Here is a 20,437-nt window from a genome sequence, read left to right as displayed (position 1 = left end):
ACCTTTTATTTATTCATTGTTTTGGTGCTCACGTGCAAATTTTTGTCGTTTGCTATCGTTATGCCTTAACCCTCCTTTGGAAATCAATAATCCGCTACATCCATTTCTACAAAAACAGGAATGGTAAATTTGAAGGTAGTACCATAACCTAACTTGCTTTCTATGGCAATGCTTCCTTGATGCTGCGCAACAAACTCCCTTACCAATAACAGGCCTAATCCACTACCTCGCTCCTTTTCTGTACCTAGTTCAGACTTGCTATCTTTTAAATCCTGAAACGCTTGAATAACCTCAGCAGACATACCCATGCCATGGTCAGTTATGCGAATCTCTACTTCATCTCCTAATACACTTGCAGTTACCCTAATCGGTTCTCCGCCAATTGAGGTGAATTTTATAGCATTGGTAATGATGTTTTGTAAAATGGAGCGTAGCATATGCTCATCGCCATTTACGCAGATATCTGCTTTTACATCATTAATTAAATTGATCTTTTTTTGATTTGCAAAGGAGTTTAACAATTCGAATGATTGGTCTATTACATTTCCGAGATCTAGCTTGCATGGAGTAAATTTAGACTTTTCTCGTTGCTTTAAGGCCCAATCTACTAAATCGTTCAATTGTTGGAGAATCTCTTTTGCTGTTTTGTGTATAATGCCTGATAGGCTAAGTATTTGCTTTTCAGTAATCTTTTCTGCCTGTTTATTCATAAATTCAGCAGAAATGAGAATGCTACTTAATGGGTTTCTCAAGTCATGAGAGATTACTGAAAGAAACCTATCTTTAGAGAGATTCAGCGCCCTCAATTCTGTATTTAGGTCTTGGAGTTCGGCCGTACGTTCCATTACCCTGTTTTCTAGCTCCGCATTTAACATTACTAGTTTTTCATTACTCGCTTTTAATCGCTCTTCTTGTTTTTTAAGCAGCTGGTTTTTTCTAAAAATCTCTGCAAACACAGCTACTTTAGTCCTTAACATCTCTGGATTAAAAGGTTTACGGATAAAATCAACCGCACCAGCGCTATAACCTTTAAACATGGCTGCCTCTTCGTAGTCATGCGCAGTAATAAAAATGATGGGAATATCCTTAAGGCTATCTCGCTCATAGATTAGTTCCGCAGTTTCGTAACCATCCATGATTGGCATTTTTACATCTAAAAGAATTAGAGAAAAGTCTTGATCATGAAGTAACACTCTTAAAGCCTCACGCCCAGACAATGCACGTGAAAAGCTATAACCCCCACCTTCCAATGCTACTTCAATAGACAATAAATTGTTCTCGTTGTCGTCTACGATCAGAATTTTAATATTTTTATCAACGTTCATCCTTAATTACTTAATCAACCATATTTTCATTAATGATTGTAACTGGTCTGTTTTTACTGGTTTGGTAATATAGTCTGACGCACCAGAAGCAATACATTTTTGTCTATCGCCAATCATTGCCTTTGCAGTAACGGCAATAATTGGAAGGTTTTTATGCTTTGGATCTTTCCTAATCATCTGAATAGTTTCGTATCCATCCATTTCTGGCATCATGATGTCCATGAGCACAATATCTATTTTCTTACTACCCTTTAATATTTCGATGGCATCTCTACCACTTTCTGCTGTTAGCACATCGATATTTGATCTTTCAAATGCAGCAGTCAGCGCAAAGAGGTTTCTTACATCATCATCTACCACTAAAACCCTTTTTGCATTTAGAATATCACTTCCGGTCTGTAGTTTCTGGATGAGCTTAATTTTTTGCTCATTGAGTTGATTCTTGTTGATATGCAACAGGGTCAACATGGCTTCCAATAGATCTATGTTAGAATTAGGTGTCTTAGTAATTATCCTATGATTAAGCCTTTTGAGTTGTGTAAGTTCATCATGGGTAAACTCCCTGGCAGAATGGATAATGATGGTGGTTTGCGGACGTTTCAATAGGTTAATTTTGTTCAGCAATTCCATTCCTTTCACATCTGGTAACATGTAATCTAAAATGATACAGTCGAATATTTCATCCTTGAGCATAGAAAGTCCCTTTTTCGCCGTACTTGAGGAGTAAATTACCGTCCCATCATTTTTCAATAGCTCCGTAATCCTATCCAGCTCAGCTTCATTATCCTCTATAACCAACACCTTTCTAAGCTTCTGTTCGCTAAAAGCGATAATTCCAGAAATGAGATCATCCAATGTCTTATTCGATAATGGTTTGAGGCTAAAACTCTTAGCACCTAATTTTAGTGCAAAGGCTTTGTTATCCTCTCCAGAAATCAAGTGAACTGGGATATGTCTTAATGAAATATCACTTTTAAGTAGTTTTAATATTTTCCATCCATTTGAATCAGGCATGTTAACATCTAAGGTGATGGCAATTGGATTGTATTTCTGGATACTTTCAAAAATTTCAAAATAACCTATGGCTACTACTACCTTTAGATTCATGTCATGTGCCTTATCCATTACAATTTTTGTAAATCGAATATCATCCTCAATTACAATAATTACTTTGTCTTCTGCTACAATATGATGACGGTCATCTTCTACTTGGTGTTCAGCAACATCAATTAGATTAGTGCGAGGATGGTTAGTATTAAAGATTTCTTTCACCAAACCCTCAGGTGCCACTGAGGCACCCTCTTTGTACTTCATTGGAAGCAATAACGTAAATACACTTCCTTTTCCAAGCTCACTGCCAACCGTAATTGTTCCACCTAATAATTCGGCAAAACCCTTGCTAATGGATAGCCCAAGTCCGGTACCGCCATATTTCCTACTCGTAGAGCCCTCAGCTTGCTGAAAAGCCTCAAAGATAATCCCTTGGGTATTTCTGGAAATGCCTATCCCAGTATCTTCGATTGAAAAGGCGATAACTTCCTCATTCTTTTTCAAAGTACCATCAGCAGTGATAAACTGCTTAAAGATATTTAACTTTACACTACCTTTTTCGGTAAACTTAAATGCATTTGATAATAAGTTTTTCAAAATCTGGTTCAAACGTTGTATATCTGTTTCAATCATTTCAGGCAAACCATTTTCTATATTGATTTCGAATTTTAGGTTTTTAGTTTCTGAGATTGGTTTAAAGGTAGATTCAACGAACGAGGCTATTTCCTTAAAGCTTACAGGAAGTACATCTGCTGAAATTACGCCAGATTCGATTTTTGAAAGATCGAGGATATCATTGATCAGTTGAATCAAATCGTCTCCACATGAGTGGATCGTTTTTGCATATTTGATTTGCTTTTCGGTTAAATTGCCATCATGGTTTTCAAAGAGTTGTTGCGCTAGAATCAGTAAGCTATTGAGTGGTGTCCTCAACTCATGAGACATGTTCGCCAAAAACTCTGATTTATATTTAGAGGTAAGTGTTAATTGTTCTGCTTTTTCCTCTAATGACCTTCCTTTATCATGTAATTCATCATTTGCCCTTCTTAATTCTTCTTGTTGTGCCGAAAGTTCTCCTGCTAAAGATTGCGATTGGGTTAACAATTCTTCTGTACGTGTATTAGTCTCAATATTATTTAGTACAATACCAATACTCTCTGTTAATTGATCTAAGAAATCGATGTGAGTATCACTAAAAGTATCAAAAGAGGCCAATTCGATTACTGCCTTCACATTGTTCTCAAATAATACAGGAAGGATCACGAGATCTAATGGTGTAGCACTACCAATTCCTGAGCTGATTTGTAGGTTATCATTGGGGAAATTAGTGATCCTAATTTGTTCTTTGTCTATGGCGCACTGCCCAACAAGCCCTTCGCTTAATGAAAATTCTTGGTTAATCTTCTTTGTAGTTTTATGGGCGTAACCCGCAAACAATTTAAGTTTAGGCTCATCTAAAGGCTCTAACTGTTCTAAGATATAAAAAGCACCATATCGGGCATTTACAAGCTCGGCCAATTCAGATAATACTTTATTGGCTACTGCATTTCGATCACGCTGTCCTTGCAACATCTGTGCAAATTTGGCCAAGTTAGATTTTAACCAATCTTGCTCATGGTTCCTCAAGGTAGTGCCTTTTAGGTTGGCAATCATTTGGTTAATGGTATCCTTTAATGCCTCCAATTCCCCTTTTGCGTCTACCCTAATGGTTCGTGTTAAATCTCCTTTTGTTACTGCAGATGCTACCTCAGAAATAGAACGTACTTGCGTAGTTAGATTTTGTGCTAGCTGATTTACATTTTCCGTTAAATCTTTCCAAGTTCCAGAAGCCCCTGGTACACTAGCCTGCCCCCCTAATCTTCCTTGTACACCCACCTCACGTGCCACGGTGGTTACCTGATCGGCAAATACGGCAAGTGTATCAATCATCTCATTAATGGTGTCTGTTAATTGAGCAACCTCACCTAATGCATTAATGGATAATCGTTGCTTCAAATTCCCCTTTGCAATGCCTGTTGCTACTTTTGCAATACCACGTATCTGTCCGGTAAGGTTAGATGCCATCTGATTTACTGAATCGGTAAGATCCTTCCATGTTCCACCTACACCTTTTACTTGTGCTTGTCCACCAAGCTTACCTTCGGTTCCTACCTCTCTTGCCACACGGGTTACCTCAGATGCAAATGAATTGAGCTGATCTACCATCGTATTGATGGTATTCTTCAAATCCATCATTTCTCCCTTTACGTCGATGATAACCGTTTTGGATAAATCTCCACTGGCAACAGCCTTGGTTACCTCGGCAATGTTTCGTACCTGAGAAGTAAGGTTACTAGACATTTGATTTACAGAGTCAGTTAAATCTTTCCACGTTCCGGCAACCCCAGGTACAAAGGCCTGTCCACCAAGGTTACCATCGGTTCCCACCTCACGTGCCACACGAGTTACCTCAGATGCAAATCCCCTCAACTGATCTACCATCGTGTTGATGGTTTCTTTTAATTGCAAAATTTCTCCCCTTACATCTACCGTAATTTTTTTAGATAAATCTCCATTAGCTACCGCGATAGCCACATCAGCTATATTTCTTAGTTGGGCGGTTAAGTTACCCGCCATTTTGTTTACACTATCGGTTAAATCTTTCCATGTACCATCTACGCCTGGTACATTTGCCTGACCACCCAATTGTCCTTCAGAACCTACCTCCCTTGCCACACGGGTTACCTCAGATGCAAATCCCCTCAACTGATCTACCATCGTATTAATGGTGTTTTTCAGTTCCAAAAGTTCACCCTTTGCATTTACGGTAATCTTCCTAGAAAGATCACCTTTGGCTACAGCTGTGGTTACCTCTGCAATGTTACGCACCTGAGAGGTCAGGTTATCTGCCATCTTATTTACAGAATCTGTTAAATCTTTCCAAGTACCACCTACACCAGGCACGTTCGCCTGCCCACCTAACTGACCCTCTGAACCAACCTCACGAGCCACACGTGTTACCTCCGAACCAAACGAATTCAATTGATCTACCATCGTGTTAATGGTGATTTTGAGTTCTAACATCTCTCCCTGTACATCTACTGTGATTTTTTTAGAAAGGTCTCCCTTGGCCACAGCAGTAGTTACTTCTGCAATATTTCTTACTTGTCCGGTTAGGTTACCCGCCATTTGGTTTACCGAATCCGTTAAATCTTTCCAAGTACCACCCACACCAGGAACATTGGCTTGTCCACCTAATTGCCCTTCAGACCCTACCTCTCTAGCTACCCGGGTTACCTCAGAAGAAAATGAATTTAACTGATCTACCATTGTATTAATGGTGTTCTTTAATTCCAATAGCTCGCCTTTTGCGTCTACCGTTATTTTTCTAGATAAATCTCCCTTAGCTACCGCAGTAGTTACCCCTGCAATATTCCTCACCTGATCGGTCAGGTTACTACCCATTTGATTTACCGAATCAGTTAAATCTTTCCAAACCCCTCCAACACCTTTTACCTTTGCTTGCCCTCCTAATTTACCCTCGGTACCTACCTCCAAAGCTACACGTGTTACCTCTGAGGCAAATGAATTCAGCTGATCTACCATGGTGTTAATGGTTTTCTTCAGCTCTAACATCTCTCCTTTTACATCTACTGTGATTTTTTTAGAAAGGTCACCGTTGGCCACCGCCGTGGTTACCCCTGCGATGTTCCTTACCTGCGAGGTAAGGTTCCCAGCCATCCTATTCACCGAATCTGTTAAATCTTTCCATGTTCCTGCAACCCCAGGTACTTCGGCCTGTCCGCCCAGTTTACCTTCTGTTCCTACCTCTAGGGCTACACGAGTTACTTCAGAAGAAAAAGAGTTGAGCTGATCTACCATCGTATTGATTGTATTTTTAAGCTCTAAGATCTCGCCCTTCGCCTCCACCGTGATTTTCCTTGATAAATCTCCTTTGGCTACCGCTGTTGTTACTGCTGCAACATTCCTTACTTGAGCAGTTAAGTTACCTGCCATTTGGTTTACAGAGTCGGTCAATTCGGCCCAAACCCCAGCAACTCCTTTAATCTTAGCCTGTTCACCTAGCTTACCTTCAGAACCTACCTGACGAGCAACCCGGGTAACTTCCATTGAAAAAAGCCTCAGTTTAGATAACATCTGATTTGACTCCTTTGCAATTCGAAGAAATTCGCCCTTCAATGGTTGTCCATTTATTTCTAAGGGAATATGTTTAGAAAGATCACCATTGGCAACGGAGTTAATCATGTTGGCGATTTCCAATGTTGGCGAAGTAAGATCGGTAATTAAGGTATTTAATGAACTTACACCATCTGCCCACTCTCCCTTTGCTTCGGGAAGTTCTATCCTTTTAGAAAGATTTCCTTTCTTTCCAATGTTTTTTTCAGCAGAAGACAATTCAGCCACAAGTCGCTGGTTCATGTCTATGATATCATTGAGTACCTCACAAATTCTACCTTCAATACCTGCTTGCGTAACCGGCATCCGAATGTTCAATCTGCCACTCTTTACAGAGGATAGTACGTTTAACAATTCTTTTAGGTCGAGAGACCCATTAATGGTTTTTTTTGAATTTGGTACTGCAACTGTGAGCTCTTTGCTGTTCATTGGTTAATTAGATAAAGATCGCGTTGCTCAAGAGCAACCAATTGGAAAACATATAGGAAAATTATAAAGAAATTTTTATTAAATCAATAGCTTGCCTCCAAATTTTATATTGCTTACTTTATCAAAAAAGTGGTTTTCCTTCATCTACGGCTATTTTACCTTAGTGAGGATCAGTTAGTACAATGCTTTTTTTTATAAGGGCTTGCATATGCGTTAGCTAAAGAAAGGATGGCACAATTCTATTAAATAATTTACTTAACAAAAAAGAGGTCCTCTTTTATCTTTTCAAACTATTTTATTTCACTAAATCATCGGAATTTATTCATACCAACATCGCTTCTGGGTCGTATCAGAATCGTATCTGCGTCGTAACAGAAATGCAATGAGTCCAATATGAGTCCAATATAAGTCCAATATGTGTCCAAGTATTTCAATAAAAACTTGGACTTTTTATGTTTATGTATTACATTTACTATTGTAACACTACAACTCTGATACGACGTTGGTACGATGCTGTACATAAGCAGTAGCGACGACGTCACGACTGGATAACGAACAAAAGACAAAGGATATGGGAACAATTAAGGGAAAATTTATAAAGGGCAAGGCTGGCAGCCTGGTATTTCGTGAGTACAGGGGCACCCAAGTTGTTTCAGGCTTGCCAAAGGTTATCAAGAGCCACCGTACCGAGGGCACAAAAAAAGCGGCAACGCTCTTCGGTAAATCGAGCAAGCTAGCCGGGGGAATCAGGCGGGGGCTTGGCTATATCTGTGGAAAGTTCTATGACGGGACAATGATCTATAGGTCCAATACCGAAATACTGCGTTGTTTAACAGCTGCGAGGGATCCAGAAAAGCAATTTGATTTTAATGCCGACAGTTTCCGTACACTTGCTGGTTTTGAGTTCAATGTTGGCTCTATGGTCAAGAATCATTTTTATGTGCAGCCCCAAGTTACTATTGAAGGCAACACCCTGAAGGTTACCGTACCCGAGATAAAGATACCCACCGACCTTAAGTGGCCAATTGACCGACTTAAAACCTGCAAGCTATTGATTGCCACCATTGGCATAGACCTGAAAAGGGGAAGCACAAAATTTGCCGAACCACAGGTGATGGATATCCCCTACACCTATAAGCCCAGCCTTGTGGCCTCCCAGACCTTTGAGTTTGAGATGATACCGGGATGCTTGTACGTTACAGCCATCTCGCTTCAGTATGTGGAGGAGACCTTTATCGGTGAGACCACCATTAATACCAAGGACTTTAATCCGGCGGCCATATTGCATGCCCACATAGCGGATGGAATTACTGACCCAGCGCTTACCAAGGGATGGCATCAATTTGATGAAAAGGGGTATTAGTACGTTGAGCGTTGAGCGTTTTTCGTTGGGATGACGTAACCAGAAATGATTCGTCATGCTCAGCTTGTCCCGATAGCTATCGGGAGGGCATCCTAATGCTGTAGCAGGCAGAGTAAGCATTCATAATGCCGTAGGATTCCCACCTGCGTGGGAATGACGTAACGAGAAATGATTCGTCATGCTCAGCTTGTCCCGATAGCTATCGGGAGGGCATCCTAATGCTGTAGCAGGCAGAGTAGGCATACATAACGCCTTAGGATTCCCACCTGCCTGGGAATGACGTAACCAGAAATGATTCGTCATTGCCAGCTTGACTGGCAATCTTAATGCTATAGCAGGCAGAGTAAGCATTCATAATGCCTTAAGATTCCCACCTGCGTGGGAATGACGTAACGAGAAAAGATTCGTCATGCTCAGCTTGACTGGGCATCCTAATGCTTTAGCAGGCAGAGTAGGCATACATAACGCCTTAGGATTCCCACCTGCCTGGGAATGACGGCCGATTTCAAATCATCTACTTCCCCAAACAATCTTTATTTCCCTTATCCTTAAAAGACACCAAAGCATCAAAATCTTTCAATAATCCATTTACCGGTTTACAGTTTACAACCTTGTTGGGCACATTCTCCGCTTTAGGGTTATCCTTGGCGTTTTTTCTGATTGTGAATTTCTTCTCTAAACAAAGTATAGCGTGGTTATCTACCACATACAACCGTGATTCTGTAATGTCATCTTTGGTAGCTCCATCCCCTTCTCCAGCAACAAAACTCCATACTAAGCTATTCAAATGTGCAAAATACAGCTGATTGTCATTTACAAAATACTGGTCTGTGGCCTCAAAATGGCTGTACTCATTGTAGCTGTGTTTTATCATCATTAATTTACCGTTTTTCGAGAAATAGACAATCTTACCGCTTCGCTCCTGTTGGCAATTGTAATTATAGGATACCGAATCAAGTTGACCTGATTGAATTAGGTTTACGGAAGTAGCATAAGCTTGTTTGATGGCGGCTACAGAATTTGGGTTTGTAGTTTCTGGTTCTTGGCTATTTTCAGCTGCAGCAGCTTGCTTCGTAGTGTCTTTTTCAGTTTTTGTTTCAGTTCTTTCGCCTTGTCCACAGGCAAGCAACAAAAGGCAGATCAATAAACAGCTTATATTTTTCATAATCATCCATTAAGATTATGGTTAACAATTGGAAAGGCTATTAGTTTATTCAAAACTTAACACATCCAAATTCACATCCATAGCTCCTATCCTCACAGTGTTGTTATTTTTTGTGTTGATGGCGTTGTAATTTTGGTTTCAATAAAGCTTTAGAAATTCAATGGCTATATGCTACGATTGCCATTGTTAAAACAATAATTACCCCATAATCTATATATTAGCTACTATTATGATTTCATATTCAACACTTTTTTCAGCAAAAGTCGGTCGGTTTGTAACCGTAATTTTATTGCTCTTGGTGGCAGGGACTAATAGTCGGGCTCAGCAAGCTAATGATTATCTTAGGTTTAATCCTGCTGGCATAGAAGGTAACCAGATTAAAGTTATTCATCAGGGTAAAACGGTAAAGGTTTTAGCAACAGGCGGCTACATAGAAATTGAAGTTAATGAAGCCCTTAAAATAGCAGAAGGGATATTTGTGCGTGCATACTTCAAGAATGGATCGGTTGAAAAAAAAATTGAGAATCCATTTGATGCTGCCATTTATTTAACCCCTGGCAATGATTTTTATATCGATTTACATGACATCAGGTCAAAAAATTTAATCAAAAGGTATATCCTGCAAAGGCCCAAGTTGTTTCCAATCATTTCGTTTTACGACGAAAATGATCATCATCTCTACACTTCAAAAGAAGAGGGAAAAGCAGGCGTTTTTAGATCGCCGCCCGGTAAAAAAGTAACATTAACATTTAAGCAACGTTTGGATTATGAAGCGATGGATATAGAATATACTTTACGCGACTTAAAAACTGGAAGAACGCAACAAGGAACAGACAAATACGCCATAAAAGATTTAGATTTCGAATCCAATACCTATTACGAACTTCGTTTGAATTACGTTGACCAGCGCGAAAGTACGGCTGTAATGTCCATCTATGCAGAGCCCTATTGGTATCAGTCTAGGAACACCCTTGCTTTGCTCATGTTTGCTATATTTGCTTTTTCGATTATTTCATTCGTTAGGAAAATTAATACTTCCAGGAAAGAACAGCGCAAGTTAGAACAGGCAGCTATTCGCTTACAATCCTTACTTAATCCGCATTTTACCTTTAATGCCTTGAGTTCTATACAGGGCTTAATGAATACCGATCGCATAGATGAAGCTAACCAGTACCTGGAAGAATTTAGTTCTTTATTGAGGCAAACACTGGCTACCAGCCAACAAGTTTATACCACGTTGGATAAGGACTTAGAGATGATGCGCTTATACATCAAACTAGAAGCCTTTAGGTTTAATTTTTCTTGGGCCATAGAAATTGCTGATGAGTTAAACCTTTCGCTGATAGAAATACCAACTTTGTTGTTGCAACCATTGATTGAGAATGCCATTAAACACGGAATTGGCAATTTGGGAGATCAAGGCAGATTGTTGATTATATGCAAGGAAGGCACTAAAGAAGATACTTTTGTAATTGTGATAAAAGATAATGGCACATGGGTGGATGATAAACAGAATGATGGTTATGGTCTTTCTTTAACCGCAGAGCGAATACAAACCATTAATAAAATGGAAAAAGAACGATCTATTGTGTTAACTTTTAATAAGGTAGCCGGTACAGAAGCCATTTTAACATTTAAAAACTGGATATGATTACGGCTATACTTGTAGATGATGAGCTGATCAATAACAGCAACCTAAAGGCCTTGCTTAATAGGCATTGCACATCAATTAATGTATTAGCTACAGCCACCAATGCTGATGAGGCTAAAATTCAAATTATCGAATTAAAGCCTGATGTGGTGTTTTTAGATATCGAGATACCAGGTAAAAATGGTTTCGATTTATTAAAATCTATAAATGAACCAGATTTTGACGTGGTTTTTGTAACGGCATACGACAGTTATGGAATCATGGCCATTAAATTTTCGGCATTAGATTATTTACTGAAACCCATTAACATTACAGAACTCACAAGAACTGTAGAGAGAATTGAACAATCAGTTCAAGCTAAAAAGCAAAATGCTCGACTAGATAATCTCCTCCAACTATTAGATAAAAAGCAAAATAATGATAGTCAAAAAATAGCTTTGCCTACACAAAAAGAAACCTATTTAGTTCCCGTTAAAGATATAGTTAGGTGCGAGTCTTCTAATAATTACACCACATTTTTTTTGATTAATGGCTCATCACACCTCATTTCCAAGCCGCTTTATGAATATGATGAATTATTAAGTCCGTATGGTTTTGTGCGTTGCCACCAATCTCATTTGGTAAATAAAACACATGTTACCAGTATTTTAAATGAAGATGCTGGTTATTTGATTTTGGATCATACTGCACAAAAGATACCCATTGCTAAACAACGAAAAAGCGAGGTTAAGTCTTTGCTGAAATTGTAATTTATGTTGTTTCGGTTGGTGAAAATTGGTTCAATTTGCGCTTTAACCCTATCTATTCAGCCTTCTATCGCTTTAAGATTGCCAGTCAAGCTGGCAATGACGTATATTTTCAAAGAAAATCCTGCTTTTGAAGCATTTCATTTCCCTGTTCCTATATATGTTTGTTTTATGGCACAAAAAAAGAGGTTGCTTTCACAACCTCTTTTATCTTTTTAAGCTAGCTTATCTCGCTAAATCATCATTCATGTACTTAGCTTCTAGATCGTCTTTATAGGCTTTTGCTTTGTCCATCCATTCTGGTGCTTTTTCTTTCAAATCATCTACAATTGATTTTCCAGTTATTTCATCAGGTTTAGTGATGTATTTATAGGCGCCATAGATGGCCGCTCCAATTATTGCTGTTCTTAGTAATCCCATGGTTTCTGTTTTTTTAGGTTTAACATTTATGTTATTAAAATGTTTGGAGCATGAGAATTTATTTTTGTTACAGGTAATTAAGCAATTAGGTACTCATAAAAAAAGAGATACCAGTTGGGTATCTCTTTTTTTAATTTACGTCATTTCGACTTTAGGAGAAATCTATAAGTTATTTACTATCTGTTTATTTAGTAAGAGATCTCTCGTCGCTAGCTGTCTGCCGGACAGACAAGCGCCCTGTCGAGGTGACGGATTTCCTTATATCAACTCCAACAAATCCTTCTTGGTTAACGATTTGAAGATAGATTCTTCGGTTTTAATTAAATCACTGGCTAAGTCTTTTTTGGTTTCTTGCATCAGCATGATCTTTTCTTCGATGGTATCTGGACAAATTAATCGCACTGCCATTACATTTTGATGTTGCCCAATTCTGTAAGCTCTGTCTATGGCTTGGTTTTCAACTGCAGGATTCCACCAAGGATCGATGAGGTAAACATAATCGGCTTTGGTTAGGTTTAGGCCTACCCCACCCGCTTTTAAGCTAATTAAAAACACCCTAACTTCTGAGTCATTTTGAAAAGAATCTACAACGCTCTCTCTATTTTTCGTTTGTCCGGTTAAATAAGCAAATTGAATTTGACGTTGTTCTAGTGCTGCCTTTACCAATTCTAGCATGCTTACAAACTGAGAAAAGACCAATATTTTATGATGTGGTGATTTAGTTTCAATTTGTTCTAACAGCACATCCATTTTGGCCGAAGCATCACCATAATACTTCTCCTTACTTAAAATGGCTGGGGAATTACAGATTTGCCTCAATTTGGTAATGCCTTGCAGTACGTGCATGCTACTTCGTTTAAGTTCGTCTTCGGCTGTGCCCATTAAATAATCCCTGATCTCTGTGCGACAACTTTCGTAAATTTCACGCTGTTGCGTACCCATTTCGCAATAGATGACCATTTCGGTTTTATCTGGCAATTCTTGTGCTACCTGTTCTTTGGTGCGCCTTAATAAAAAAGGATTAATGCGTTTTTGTAGTTCGGCAGCACGTTTGGCATCTTTAAACTGATCTATGGGAACAGAATAAATCTGCCTAAAATGTTCTCTACTGCCTAATAAACCTGGACAGGCGAAAGATAACTGTCCGTATAAATCGAAAGTATTGTTCTCTATTGGCGTTCCGGTCATCACTACCTTATTTCTCGATTGTAATAATCGCACTGCCTTGTAACGTTGTGAATCGGGGTTTTTAATGGTTTGCGATTCATCTAAAAAGATATAGTTGAAACGGTAATCTTTTAAGAACCTTACATCAGCCAATAATGTTCCGTAAGAAGTTAGGATCACTTCATATTGATCAAAATCGGCTACAATCCTTGCTCGGTCGGCACCATAAATAGTTAGCACCTTTAACGTTGGGGCAAACTTCTTAATCTCTTGTTGCCAGTTAAACACCAAAGAAGCTGGCACCACCACCAAATTGGTATTGTGTCCCATTTTTTCCTTTTGAGAAAGGATGAATGCCAGTACTTGAACCGTTTTGCCCAAGCCCATGTCATCTGCTAAACAACCTCCAAAGTTGAAACCGTCTAAGAAGTTGAGCCAGTTTAAGCCTTCTTTTTGGTAACCACGTAAGGTTGCGTTTAACGCAGCAGGTACTTGGATCTCTTCTATATTCTCGAATGCCGAAAGTTTAGCGCGATACAATTCCAGTCGTTGCTTGGTTTCGATATCTAACAATTCATCTTCGTACAATTCTTCAACCGTTGCATAATTGATGTTGGGTGTATGTAAGCTCTCCCTTACAACTTCTGCTGCGCCAAAATAACCTTCAAACTTTTGCAACCATTCATCGGGCAAGATGCCCATGGTTCCATCGTCTAATTGCACAAACTTATTTTTGTTTCTAATGGATTTGTGCAAGTGTTTAAGGGAAACGGTTTGTTTGTTGAATTTAACCCTAATGGCTGTTTCAAACCAATCTATCCCACTTATTACGTTAATGGCTATTTCGGCTTTATATTGACTGATTTTATTATCCTTTAACTCATTGAAACCTAGAATGGCAATCCCTTTACTTCGCCAAGATTCGAAAGCCTCTAGAAACCAGCCTGGTTCTAAGAAATGTTTGCGATGCATCCAAAAACAATCGGCGTGGCGTTGATCGCCAAACTCTTTTGCTTGCTCCATGAAATAAGGATGCATTTTAGCGATGTTGGTAATGAACTGCAGCTCCTTTTCATCATCCCGATCAAGGGTAAAAATCTTTCCTCTTTTATCTTTTGCCTGAATTTGTTTTTGAGAGATGACAGGAATTTCTAGTCCGCCATAACGCATGACCGGTGTAAGCAATACAAAATCTTCAGACTCTGTTAAATAAATGATTTGCTCATTCTCTAAATCAAAACCTTGCTCTTCTATTTGTTTTTTGGTAGCAGGTTTGAGGTAGGCATAGTTGATTTTGATTTTCTCTTCTATCTTCGATAAAATATCCTCTTGGAATACCTCATATTCAGCACGCTCAATCACCAAGTTATTTTGATGTTGCTTAAAGAAGTCGATCACACTGAGCACATAAGGATTAGCTATCAAATGCAGTTGATCCTTAATCTCCACAAAATAATGGAAACGAAGTTTGATATCTTCTAAATCGTAGGTTTTACCGTTAAGGTGTAATAAACCAGAAATCGCAAAGCTATCACCTCTTTCATCTACACTCAGCTCCAAATTTACTTTGAGGATAGAGAGTTTGATTTTTATTACCGAACTGGCATTTACGATGGAATTTATCTTTTCATCATGCAGGTAAAACTCTAAATGAAGTGGGTTTGTAGCAATTGCTTTTAGCGCTTCTAAATCAGAGCCGTTTCTACTTTCGTTGTAATTGTTCTTGAAACGAGAAATACCCGTATAAAACTTAAGTTCAGTTTGTTTTTCTGTTTTCCAAACCAGGTCTAGTGGATCGAGAACTTGAATGGGATTTTTGAGTTTACCATTTTTGCTTACTTCTACATTCGCCAGTTCTACCACCAAATGCCTATAGTACTTATGGCGACTGAAAATAACGACCATTTTCTTGGGAAGATGAGCTGATAGGTTTAACTGCGAAGTTTTGTCGGCCTTTAATATTGGCGCCAGTTTTCCATAGTCAAGCTTATTTGAATCTTCTTTATCGGTCATAGAGTGGGTTAAAGATAAGAGAAAATGGAGAGATATTGATGTTTAAAAACCTTTTACCATCTAAGACAGCTTAGAAAATCTAAGATTTTGAACCACATAAGAAACAAAAGAAATGCTAAAGAGGTAAGGGACTTTAACAGTTCGTTTAGGGCGTCATTGCCAGCTTCCCGAAGATCCCGATAGCTTTCGGGACGGGACAGGCATCTGGCAATCCTAATGCGATAAGAAGGCCAGATAGCTATGCATAACGCTTTAAGGTTCCCTCCCGATAGCTATCGGAATAAGGCCAGTCCTCGTGCTTAGGGAAGGATTGTAAGATTTTGAGGGGTTGCAAGCTGCCTAGCAAACCACGTACGTCATTGCCAGCTCGACTGGCAATCGTAATGCGGTGGGTCGGTTATACAAGCATGCTTAACGCATTAAGATTCTCGTTTGCATGAGAATGATGCATATTCTACATCATAAACAGCATACACTACCATCCAACTGTGGGACTTTGAGGGGTTGCAAGCTGCCTAGCAAACCACGTCCGTCATTGCCAGCTCGACTGGCAATCGTAATGCGATAAGAAGGCCAGATAGCTATGCATAATGCTTTAAGGTTCCCTCCCAATAGCTATCTGGATGCAAGGGAATGACGCCCGTTTTATATCATAATAGCAAAGGCTACCCATCCAGGTAGCCTTTAACCAAATATATGTTACCTGTATGAAAGAGTAACAAGATCTTATAGAATTATCTATTTTTTGTACTGTTGTGCTGTAAGCTGCTTAACCAAAGAATTTACATAAACCTCAATATTATCATAACCCGTACTTAAATCCCTTCCATTTGCATTGGCTTTATTTGGATCGAGTTTATTGGCTTTCTCCCAATCATCAGGTATCCCATCCAAATCTGTATCTGTTAAAACGGTTCCAGTATTTAAAAATGGCCAGCCACCAACATCACTCTGCTTATCTATAATTCCATTGGTACTGTTAGTCTCTCCACTAGATCCATTTGCAGTGAAAGTTCCCTTTCTGGTGTGCTCAATTATACGATGATCTATGGCATCTCTTTTTAGGGATGCTCCTGCAAAATCAAGCACCACTTGATACGCCATTATTGCGGTATGAGTGGTTACATTGTTATTTATTTCTAGCGGATTGGCTAGTTTCATCGCGTCTTTATCCGCTTGCGAAACTGTTCCATAGCTGCCATGAAACTGATTGTAAACTCCATGATTCCAATTGTCATTTGTTGGCGCAGTTCTTCCATCTACATGGTTACCCGCAATGTAAAACTTACCCCATTGGTTATAAATTGGCGAGGCAGTTGACTTCATGTATTTGTCAATGGAAAAGATGCGATCCTTATTTTTAGTTGCTGGTCCGGGTTTGTAATAATTGTTAATGAGATTGATGTTCATCGCTTCGCCACCATAAGCACTATTACTGCCCCAGTTATAGAAAACATTATTTCTTACATCAACCAAATCTGTTAATGCATAAGCTGTGCCTTCTCGCTCTCCAAACCTTGGATTGCGACTATCATGGTTTGCCATTAAGTTATGATGAAAGGAGGCATTCTTCCCACCCCAAATGCCGCCATAACCATGAGCACCTTTGCCATGGGCAGAAACTCTTAGGCTTTCTGAAATGATACACCACTGCAGCGTGAGATTATCATTGTTATAAAATGAAACACATTCGTCTGTAGACCAACTCATGGAGCAATGGTCTACCATGATATCCCTCGATTCGAAACCCCCTATCGCATCTGCCTCTACCGCTTTTTCATCGCCCATCCTAAACCTCATGAAGCGAATAATCACATTGGCCGTTTTCACATTCAGTGGATAGTTTTTTAAGGTAATCCCATCTCCAGGTGCAGTTTGTCCGGCAATGCTGATGTCTTTATTTTTTAATTCTATGGCGCTGTTTAGTTCAATTGTTCCTGATACATCAAATACGATAATTCTTGCTCCAGTTGCATCAACTGCTGCTCTAAAACTACCGATACCATTATCATTCAGATTGGTAACCTTAATTACCTTACCACCTCTCCCGCCAGTTACTTCTTTTCCAAAACCCTCTGCACCCGGAAAAGCAATCGCTGTTTCATTCACTTGAACAGGCTTTTCCGTATTGGTTTTTACCTCTTCAGTTTGAACAGTTTTTGTTTTTTTACAATTGATGGCGAGAAAGGCTAATGAAATTATCATTGTACTTCTCCAAAAGGTATTTTCAATCATCTTTAAATGAGATTAAGCTAGTTAATATTGATGATGCTTTTTAATACGTTGCCACTTGTTTGGTTTGGTTCATCTGGCTGACTACCGCCTATGGTGATTTGCAGGTTTCCTTTAAATCGTTGTTTCAAACCATTAGCATCTACGTATGATAAATCGTCTGGCGTTAATAGAAACTTAACCACTTTACTTTCGCCAGCTTTTAAGTTAATTCTCTCGAAACCCTTTAAAGCCTTAATAGCTGTTTTAATGGATTTATTCTGATTAACGATGTAAAGTTGGGTCACTTCATCACCCGCCATTTTACCATTATTGGTTACCGTTACGGCAATAGGTACATTTTTGCCTCTCACAACTGTTGCAGGAATACTTTGTTTAGCATAGCTGAAACTGGTATAACTTAATCCGTAGCCAAAGCCATAAAGTGGTTTATTCTTGAAATAACGATAAGTACGATTTTCCATGTTGTAGTCGTTAAAATCGGCTAAATCGCTATCGCTTTTATAAAATGTAATTGGCAATCGCCCTGATGGGTTATAATCGCCAAAAAGAATATCGGCAGCTGCCTTACCTGCAGATTGACCACCATACCAAGTATTAAGAATGGCAGGAATGTTTTCAGACTCCCAAGGTGTTGCAATGGCGCTACCTGTCATCATGACAAATACAACAGGTTTACCACTCGTTTTTAAAGCTTTCATTAACGCGGTTTGCACTGCTGGCAATAATATTGAAGTACGGTCTCCCCCAGTAAATCCAGGTTCATCAACTTTCATTTGTTCGCCTTCTAGCTGTGGCGAAATACCACCCACAAATATGAAAGCATCAGCATCCTTATGTTTGGCAACTAGGGCATTAAAATCAGTTTGTACGTAATTGCCCACGTCCATCCTCACATTAGACTGACCGTCTCCTTGCCAAAACTCTACAACCAAGTTATAAATGGTATCTTTTTTTGTCTCCAGCTCGAAACGTTTAATCTCTTTTTTCTTATTTACCCATTCATCTAAAACTATTTTGCCGTTTAAGATTAAACGATAGCCATTATCGGCTTCTAGTTCAAAAGCCAATTTCTGACTTGCCTTTGCTTTAAAATTAGTGGTATAGCGGGCAGAAAAGTCGTTTGCGGCTAAATTGCCAATTACATTTTCTCCTTCTTGCCAAGCGTGGTTAACTTTTGTTTCTTGACGAATGGCTACCGGTTTACCCGTTAAGGCAATATTATTGAAATATTCAGCTTTAAAGCCTTGTTTGCCTTCAAATGTACATTGGCTTTCTACATCTTGAAAAACCAACATGTTGGCATTGGTAAAGTTGATGGCTTTTTCATAAACCACTTGGGTGCCTTTGCCAACCTTTTGCTTGATACCATCTAACACAGTACTCAACTCTGTTGGATTGCAATTATAGTTACCCAGTATAGAAACTGAATTGGCTGCATTTGGCCCTAGTACAACTATCTTTTTTAAGTCTTTACGAAGCGGAAGTGTATTGTTTTCATTTTTAAGCAACACCATGGATTGTTGTGCCATTTTTAAGGCATGGGCTTTATGTGCCGCACTTTCTAATACCGAAGCAGGCGTTTGCGCATATTTAACCATTTCTTTTGGATCAAACAAACCAAGCTGAAAGCGAATCATGAATAATCGATGTAAAGAAACATCCAGCTGTTTTTCGGTGATGTTGCCATTTTTAACTGCTTGTACCAAGGCAAAATAAGCTTCCTTGCCACAATCTACATCTGTGCCATGAAATACAGCATCAACAGCTGCAGATTCTGCATCCTTATGGGTTTTGTGTTTTTTATAAAAATCGTCTATTGCACCACAATCCGATGTCACATAACCTTTAAAGCCCCATTGTTTTCTTAATATATCTGTTAAAAGCACATCGCTTGCACAACAAGGTTGAGTTCTAAATGCATTATAAGCACACATAACTCCTGCAACCTTAGAATCAACTACCAGTTTTTGGAACGCAGGTAAATAGGTATCCCAAAGGTCGTAAGCACTCACATCTACATTAAAAACATGACGAAGCGGTTCTGGACCACTATGTACAGCAAAATGTTTAGCACAAGCGGCAGCTTTTAGGTATTTCGGATCATTGCCTTGCAAACCTTTTACAAAAGCATCGCCAAGCATGGCTGTTAAAAAAGGATCTTCACCATAAGTTTCTTGCCCTCTTCCCCAGCGTGGATCACGGAAGATATTTACATTGGGTGTCCAATAAGTTAAACCCACATATTTAGATCCTTCTTTTCCATCTTGCACCGCCTTGTTATAAACAGCCCTCCCTTCTAGTGCCGAATAATCGGCCATTTTATACAGCGAATTCTTATCAAAACCAGCTGCCATTGCAATTGCCTGCGGAAATACGGTAACTTTATATGGTGTTCTGGCAACGCCATGTAATACTTCGTTCCACCAATCATGCGCAGGTACACCTAGCCTTGGAATTGCAGGTGCGGAATTTAGCATTTGTGCTACTTTTTCTTCAACGGTTAATCTACTCACCAAATCCTTAACCCTAACTTCAAAGCTTAATTTATAATCTTGAAAAGGATATTTTTGAACTTGACTGTAGGTAGGTTGTGAGATAAAACATACAATAGCTAGTGCAATGATATAAGTGGTCTTTTTAATGTTCATACAAAGAGATGGACGAATCCTTGGTTTATAATATTTGGTTTATTGGTTG

General features: G+C 39.1%; 10 protein-coding genes. 3 read left to right on the top strand and 7 right to left on the bottom strand.

Annotated features, from left to right (window positions below; translation table 11 throughout):
• Positions 1-83 precede the first annotated feature (83 nt).
• A complete protein-coding gene (locus tag EZ428_RS13085; protein ID WP_131553616.1) occupies positions 84-1,325 on the bottom strand; it encodes a hybrid sensor histidine kinase/response regulator in 1,242 nt (413 codons plus the stop codon).
• Positions 1,326-1,331: 6 nt separating this feature from the next.
• Positions 1,332-6,980: a HAMP domain-containing protein gene (locus EZ428_RS13080; RefSeq protein WP_131553615.1), complete on the bottom strand. Its 5,649-nt coding sequence runs from the start codon at positions 6,978-6,980 to the stop codon at positions 1,332-1,334.
• 571 nt (positions 6,981-7,551) lie between these two features.
• Here EZ428_RS13080 and EZ428_RS13075 point away from each other — a divergent pair.
• Positions 7,552-8,343 (top strand): hypothetical protein, encoded by a 792-nt coding sequence (locus EZ428_RS13075; protein ID WP_131553614.1) that lies wholly within the window; start codon positions 7,552-7,554, stop codon positions 8,341-8,343.
• Positions 8,344-8,857: 514 nt separating this feature from the next.
• On the opposite strand, the gene EZ428_RS13070 is transcribed toward EZ428_RS13075, so the two are convergent.
• The gene (locus EZ428_RS13070) at positions 8,858-9,508 is read right to left on the bottom strand and encodes a hypothetical protein (protein WP_131553613.1); all 651 of its coding nucleotides are present in this window, start codon (positions 9,506-9,508) and stop codon (positions 8,858-8,860) included.
• Positions 9,509-9,737: 229 nt separating this feature from the next.
• Between EZ428_RS13070 and EZ428_RS13065 the strand changes: the two genes are divergently transcribed.
• Entirely contained in the window at positions 9,738-11,159 is a 1,422-nt protein-coding gene (locus tag EZ428_RS13065) for a sensor histidine kinase (RefSeq protein WP_131553612.1), read from the top strand.
• Positions 11,156-11,908 carry a LytR/AlgR family response regulator transcription factor gene (locus tag EZ428_RS13060; RefSeq protein WP_131553611.1) on the top strand — a complete coding sequence of 251 codons (753 nt, stop codon included), beginning with the start codon at positions 11,156-11,158 and terminating at the stop codon, positions 11,906-11,908. The genes EZ428_RS13065 and EZ428_RS13060 overlap by 4 nt, the downstream gene beginning before the upstream one ends.
• Before the next feature lie 222 nt (positions 11,909-12,130).
• Here the strand turns inward: EZ428_RS13060 and EZ428_RS13055 are convergent, their stop codons facing one another.
• From EZ428_RS13055 to EZ428_RS13040, 4 genes are all read right to left on the bottom strand, one after another.
• The gene (locus EZ428_RS13055) at positions 12,131-12,325 is read right to left on the bottom strand and encodes a YtxH domain-containing protein (protein ID WP_131553610.1); all 195 of its coding nucleotides are present in this window, start codon (positions 12,323-12,325) and stop codon (positions 12,131-12,133) included.
• A gap of 258 nt (positions 12,326-12,583) precedes the next feature.
• Complete coding sequence (locus EZ428_RS13050) at positions 12,584-15,505, bottom strand: DEAD/DEAH box helicase (RefSeq protein ID WP_131553609.1); 2,922 nt, start codon at positions 15,503-15,505, stop codon at positions 12,584-12,586.
• Positions 15,506-16,243: 738 nt separating this feature from the next.
• A complete protein-coding gene (locus EZ428_RS13045) occupies positions 16,244-17,740 on the bottom strand; it encodes a pectate lyase family protein (protein WP_131553608.1) in 1,497 nt (498 codons plus the stop codon).
• Between the two features lie 17 nt (positions 17,741-17,757).
• The gene (locus EZ428_RS13040) at positions 17,758-20,388 is read right to left on the bottom strand and encodes a glycoside hydrolase family 3 C-terminal domain-containing protein (protein WP_131553607.1); all 2,631 of its coding nucleotides are present in this window, start codon (positions 20,386-20,388) and stop codon (positions 17,758-17,760) included.
• Between the last annotated feature and the right edge of the window lie 49 nt (positions 20,389-20,437).

This window comes from Pedobacter frigiditerrae (genome assembly GCF_004331645.1).
In the GTDB taxonomy this organism is placed as follows: domain Bacteria; phylum Bacteroidota; class Bacteroidia; order Sphingobacteriales; family Sphingobacteriaceae; genus Pedobacter; species Pedobacter frigiditerrae.
Note: the sequence above shows the minus strand (reverse complement) of the source record. Positions and strands in the feature narration are given on the sequence as shown.

Bases quoted from the DNA above. Each gene is read 5' to 3' on its own strand.
- EZ428_RS13085 (WP_131553616.1), bottom strand. From the start codon at position 1,325: ATGAACGTTGATAAAAATATTAAAATTCTGATCGTAGACGACAACGAG.
- EZ428_RS13055 (WP_131553610.1), bottom strand. From the start codon at position 12,325: ATGGGATTACTAAGAACAGCAATAATTGGAGCGGCCATCTATGGCGCC.
- EZ428_RS13060 (WP_131553611.1), top strand. From the start codon at position 11,156: ATGATTACGGCTATACTTGTAGATGATGAGCTGATCAATAACAGCAAC.
- EZ428_RS13075 (WP_131553614.1), top strand. From the start codon at position 7,552: ATGGGAACAATTAAGGGAAAATTTATAAAGGGCAAGGCTGGCAGCCTG.
- EZ428_RS13050 (WP_131553609.1), bottom strand. From the start codon at position 15,505: ATGACCGATAAAGAAGATTCAAATAAGCTTGACTATGGAAAACTGGCG.
- EZ428_RS13065 (WP_131553612.1), top strand. From the start codon at position 9,738: ATGATTTCATATTCAACACTTTTTTCAGCAAAAGTCGGTCGGTTTGTA.
- EZ428_RS13045 (WP_131553608.1), bottom strand. From the start codon at position 17,740: ATGATTGAAAATACCTTTTGGAGAAGTACAATGATAATTTCATTAGCC.
- EZ428_RS13070 (WP_131553613.1), bottom strand. From the start codon at position 9,508: ATGAAAAATATAAGCTGTTTATTGATCTGCCTTTTGTTGCTTGCCTGT.
- EZ428_RS13080 (WP_131553615.1), bottom strand. From the start codon at position 6,980: ATGAACAGCAAAGAGCTCACAGTTGCAGTACCAAATTCAAAAAAAACC.
- EZ428_RS13040 (WP_131553607.1), bottom strand. From the start codon at position 20,388: ATGAACATTAAAAAGACCACTTATATCATTGCACTAGCTATTGTATGT.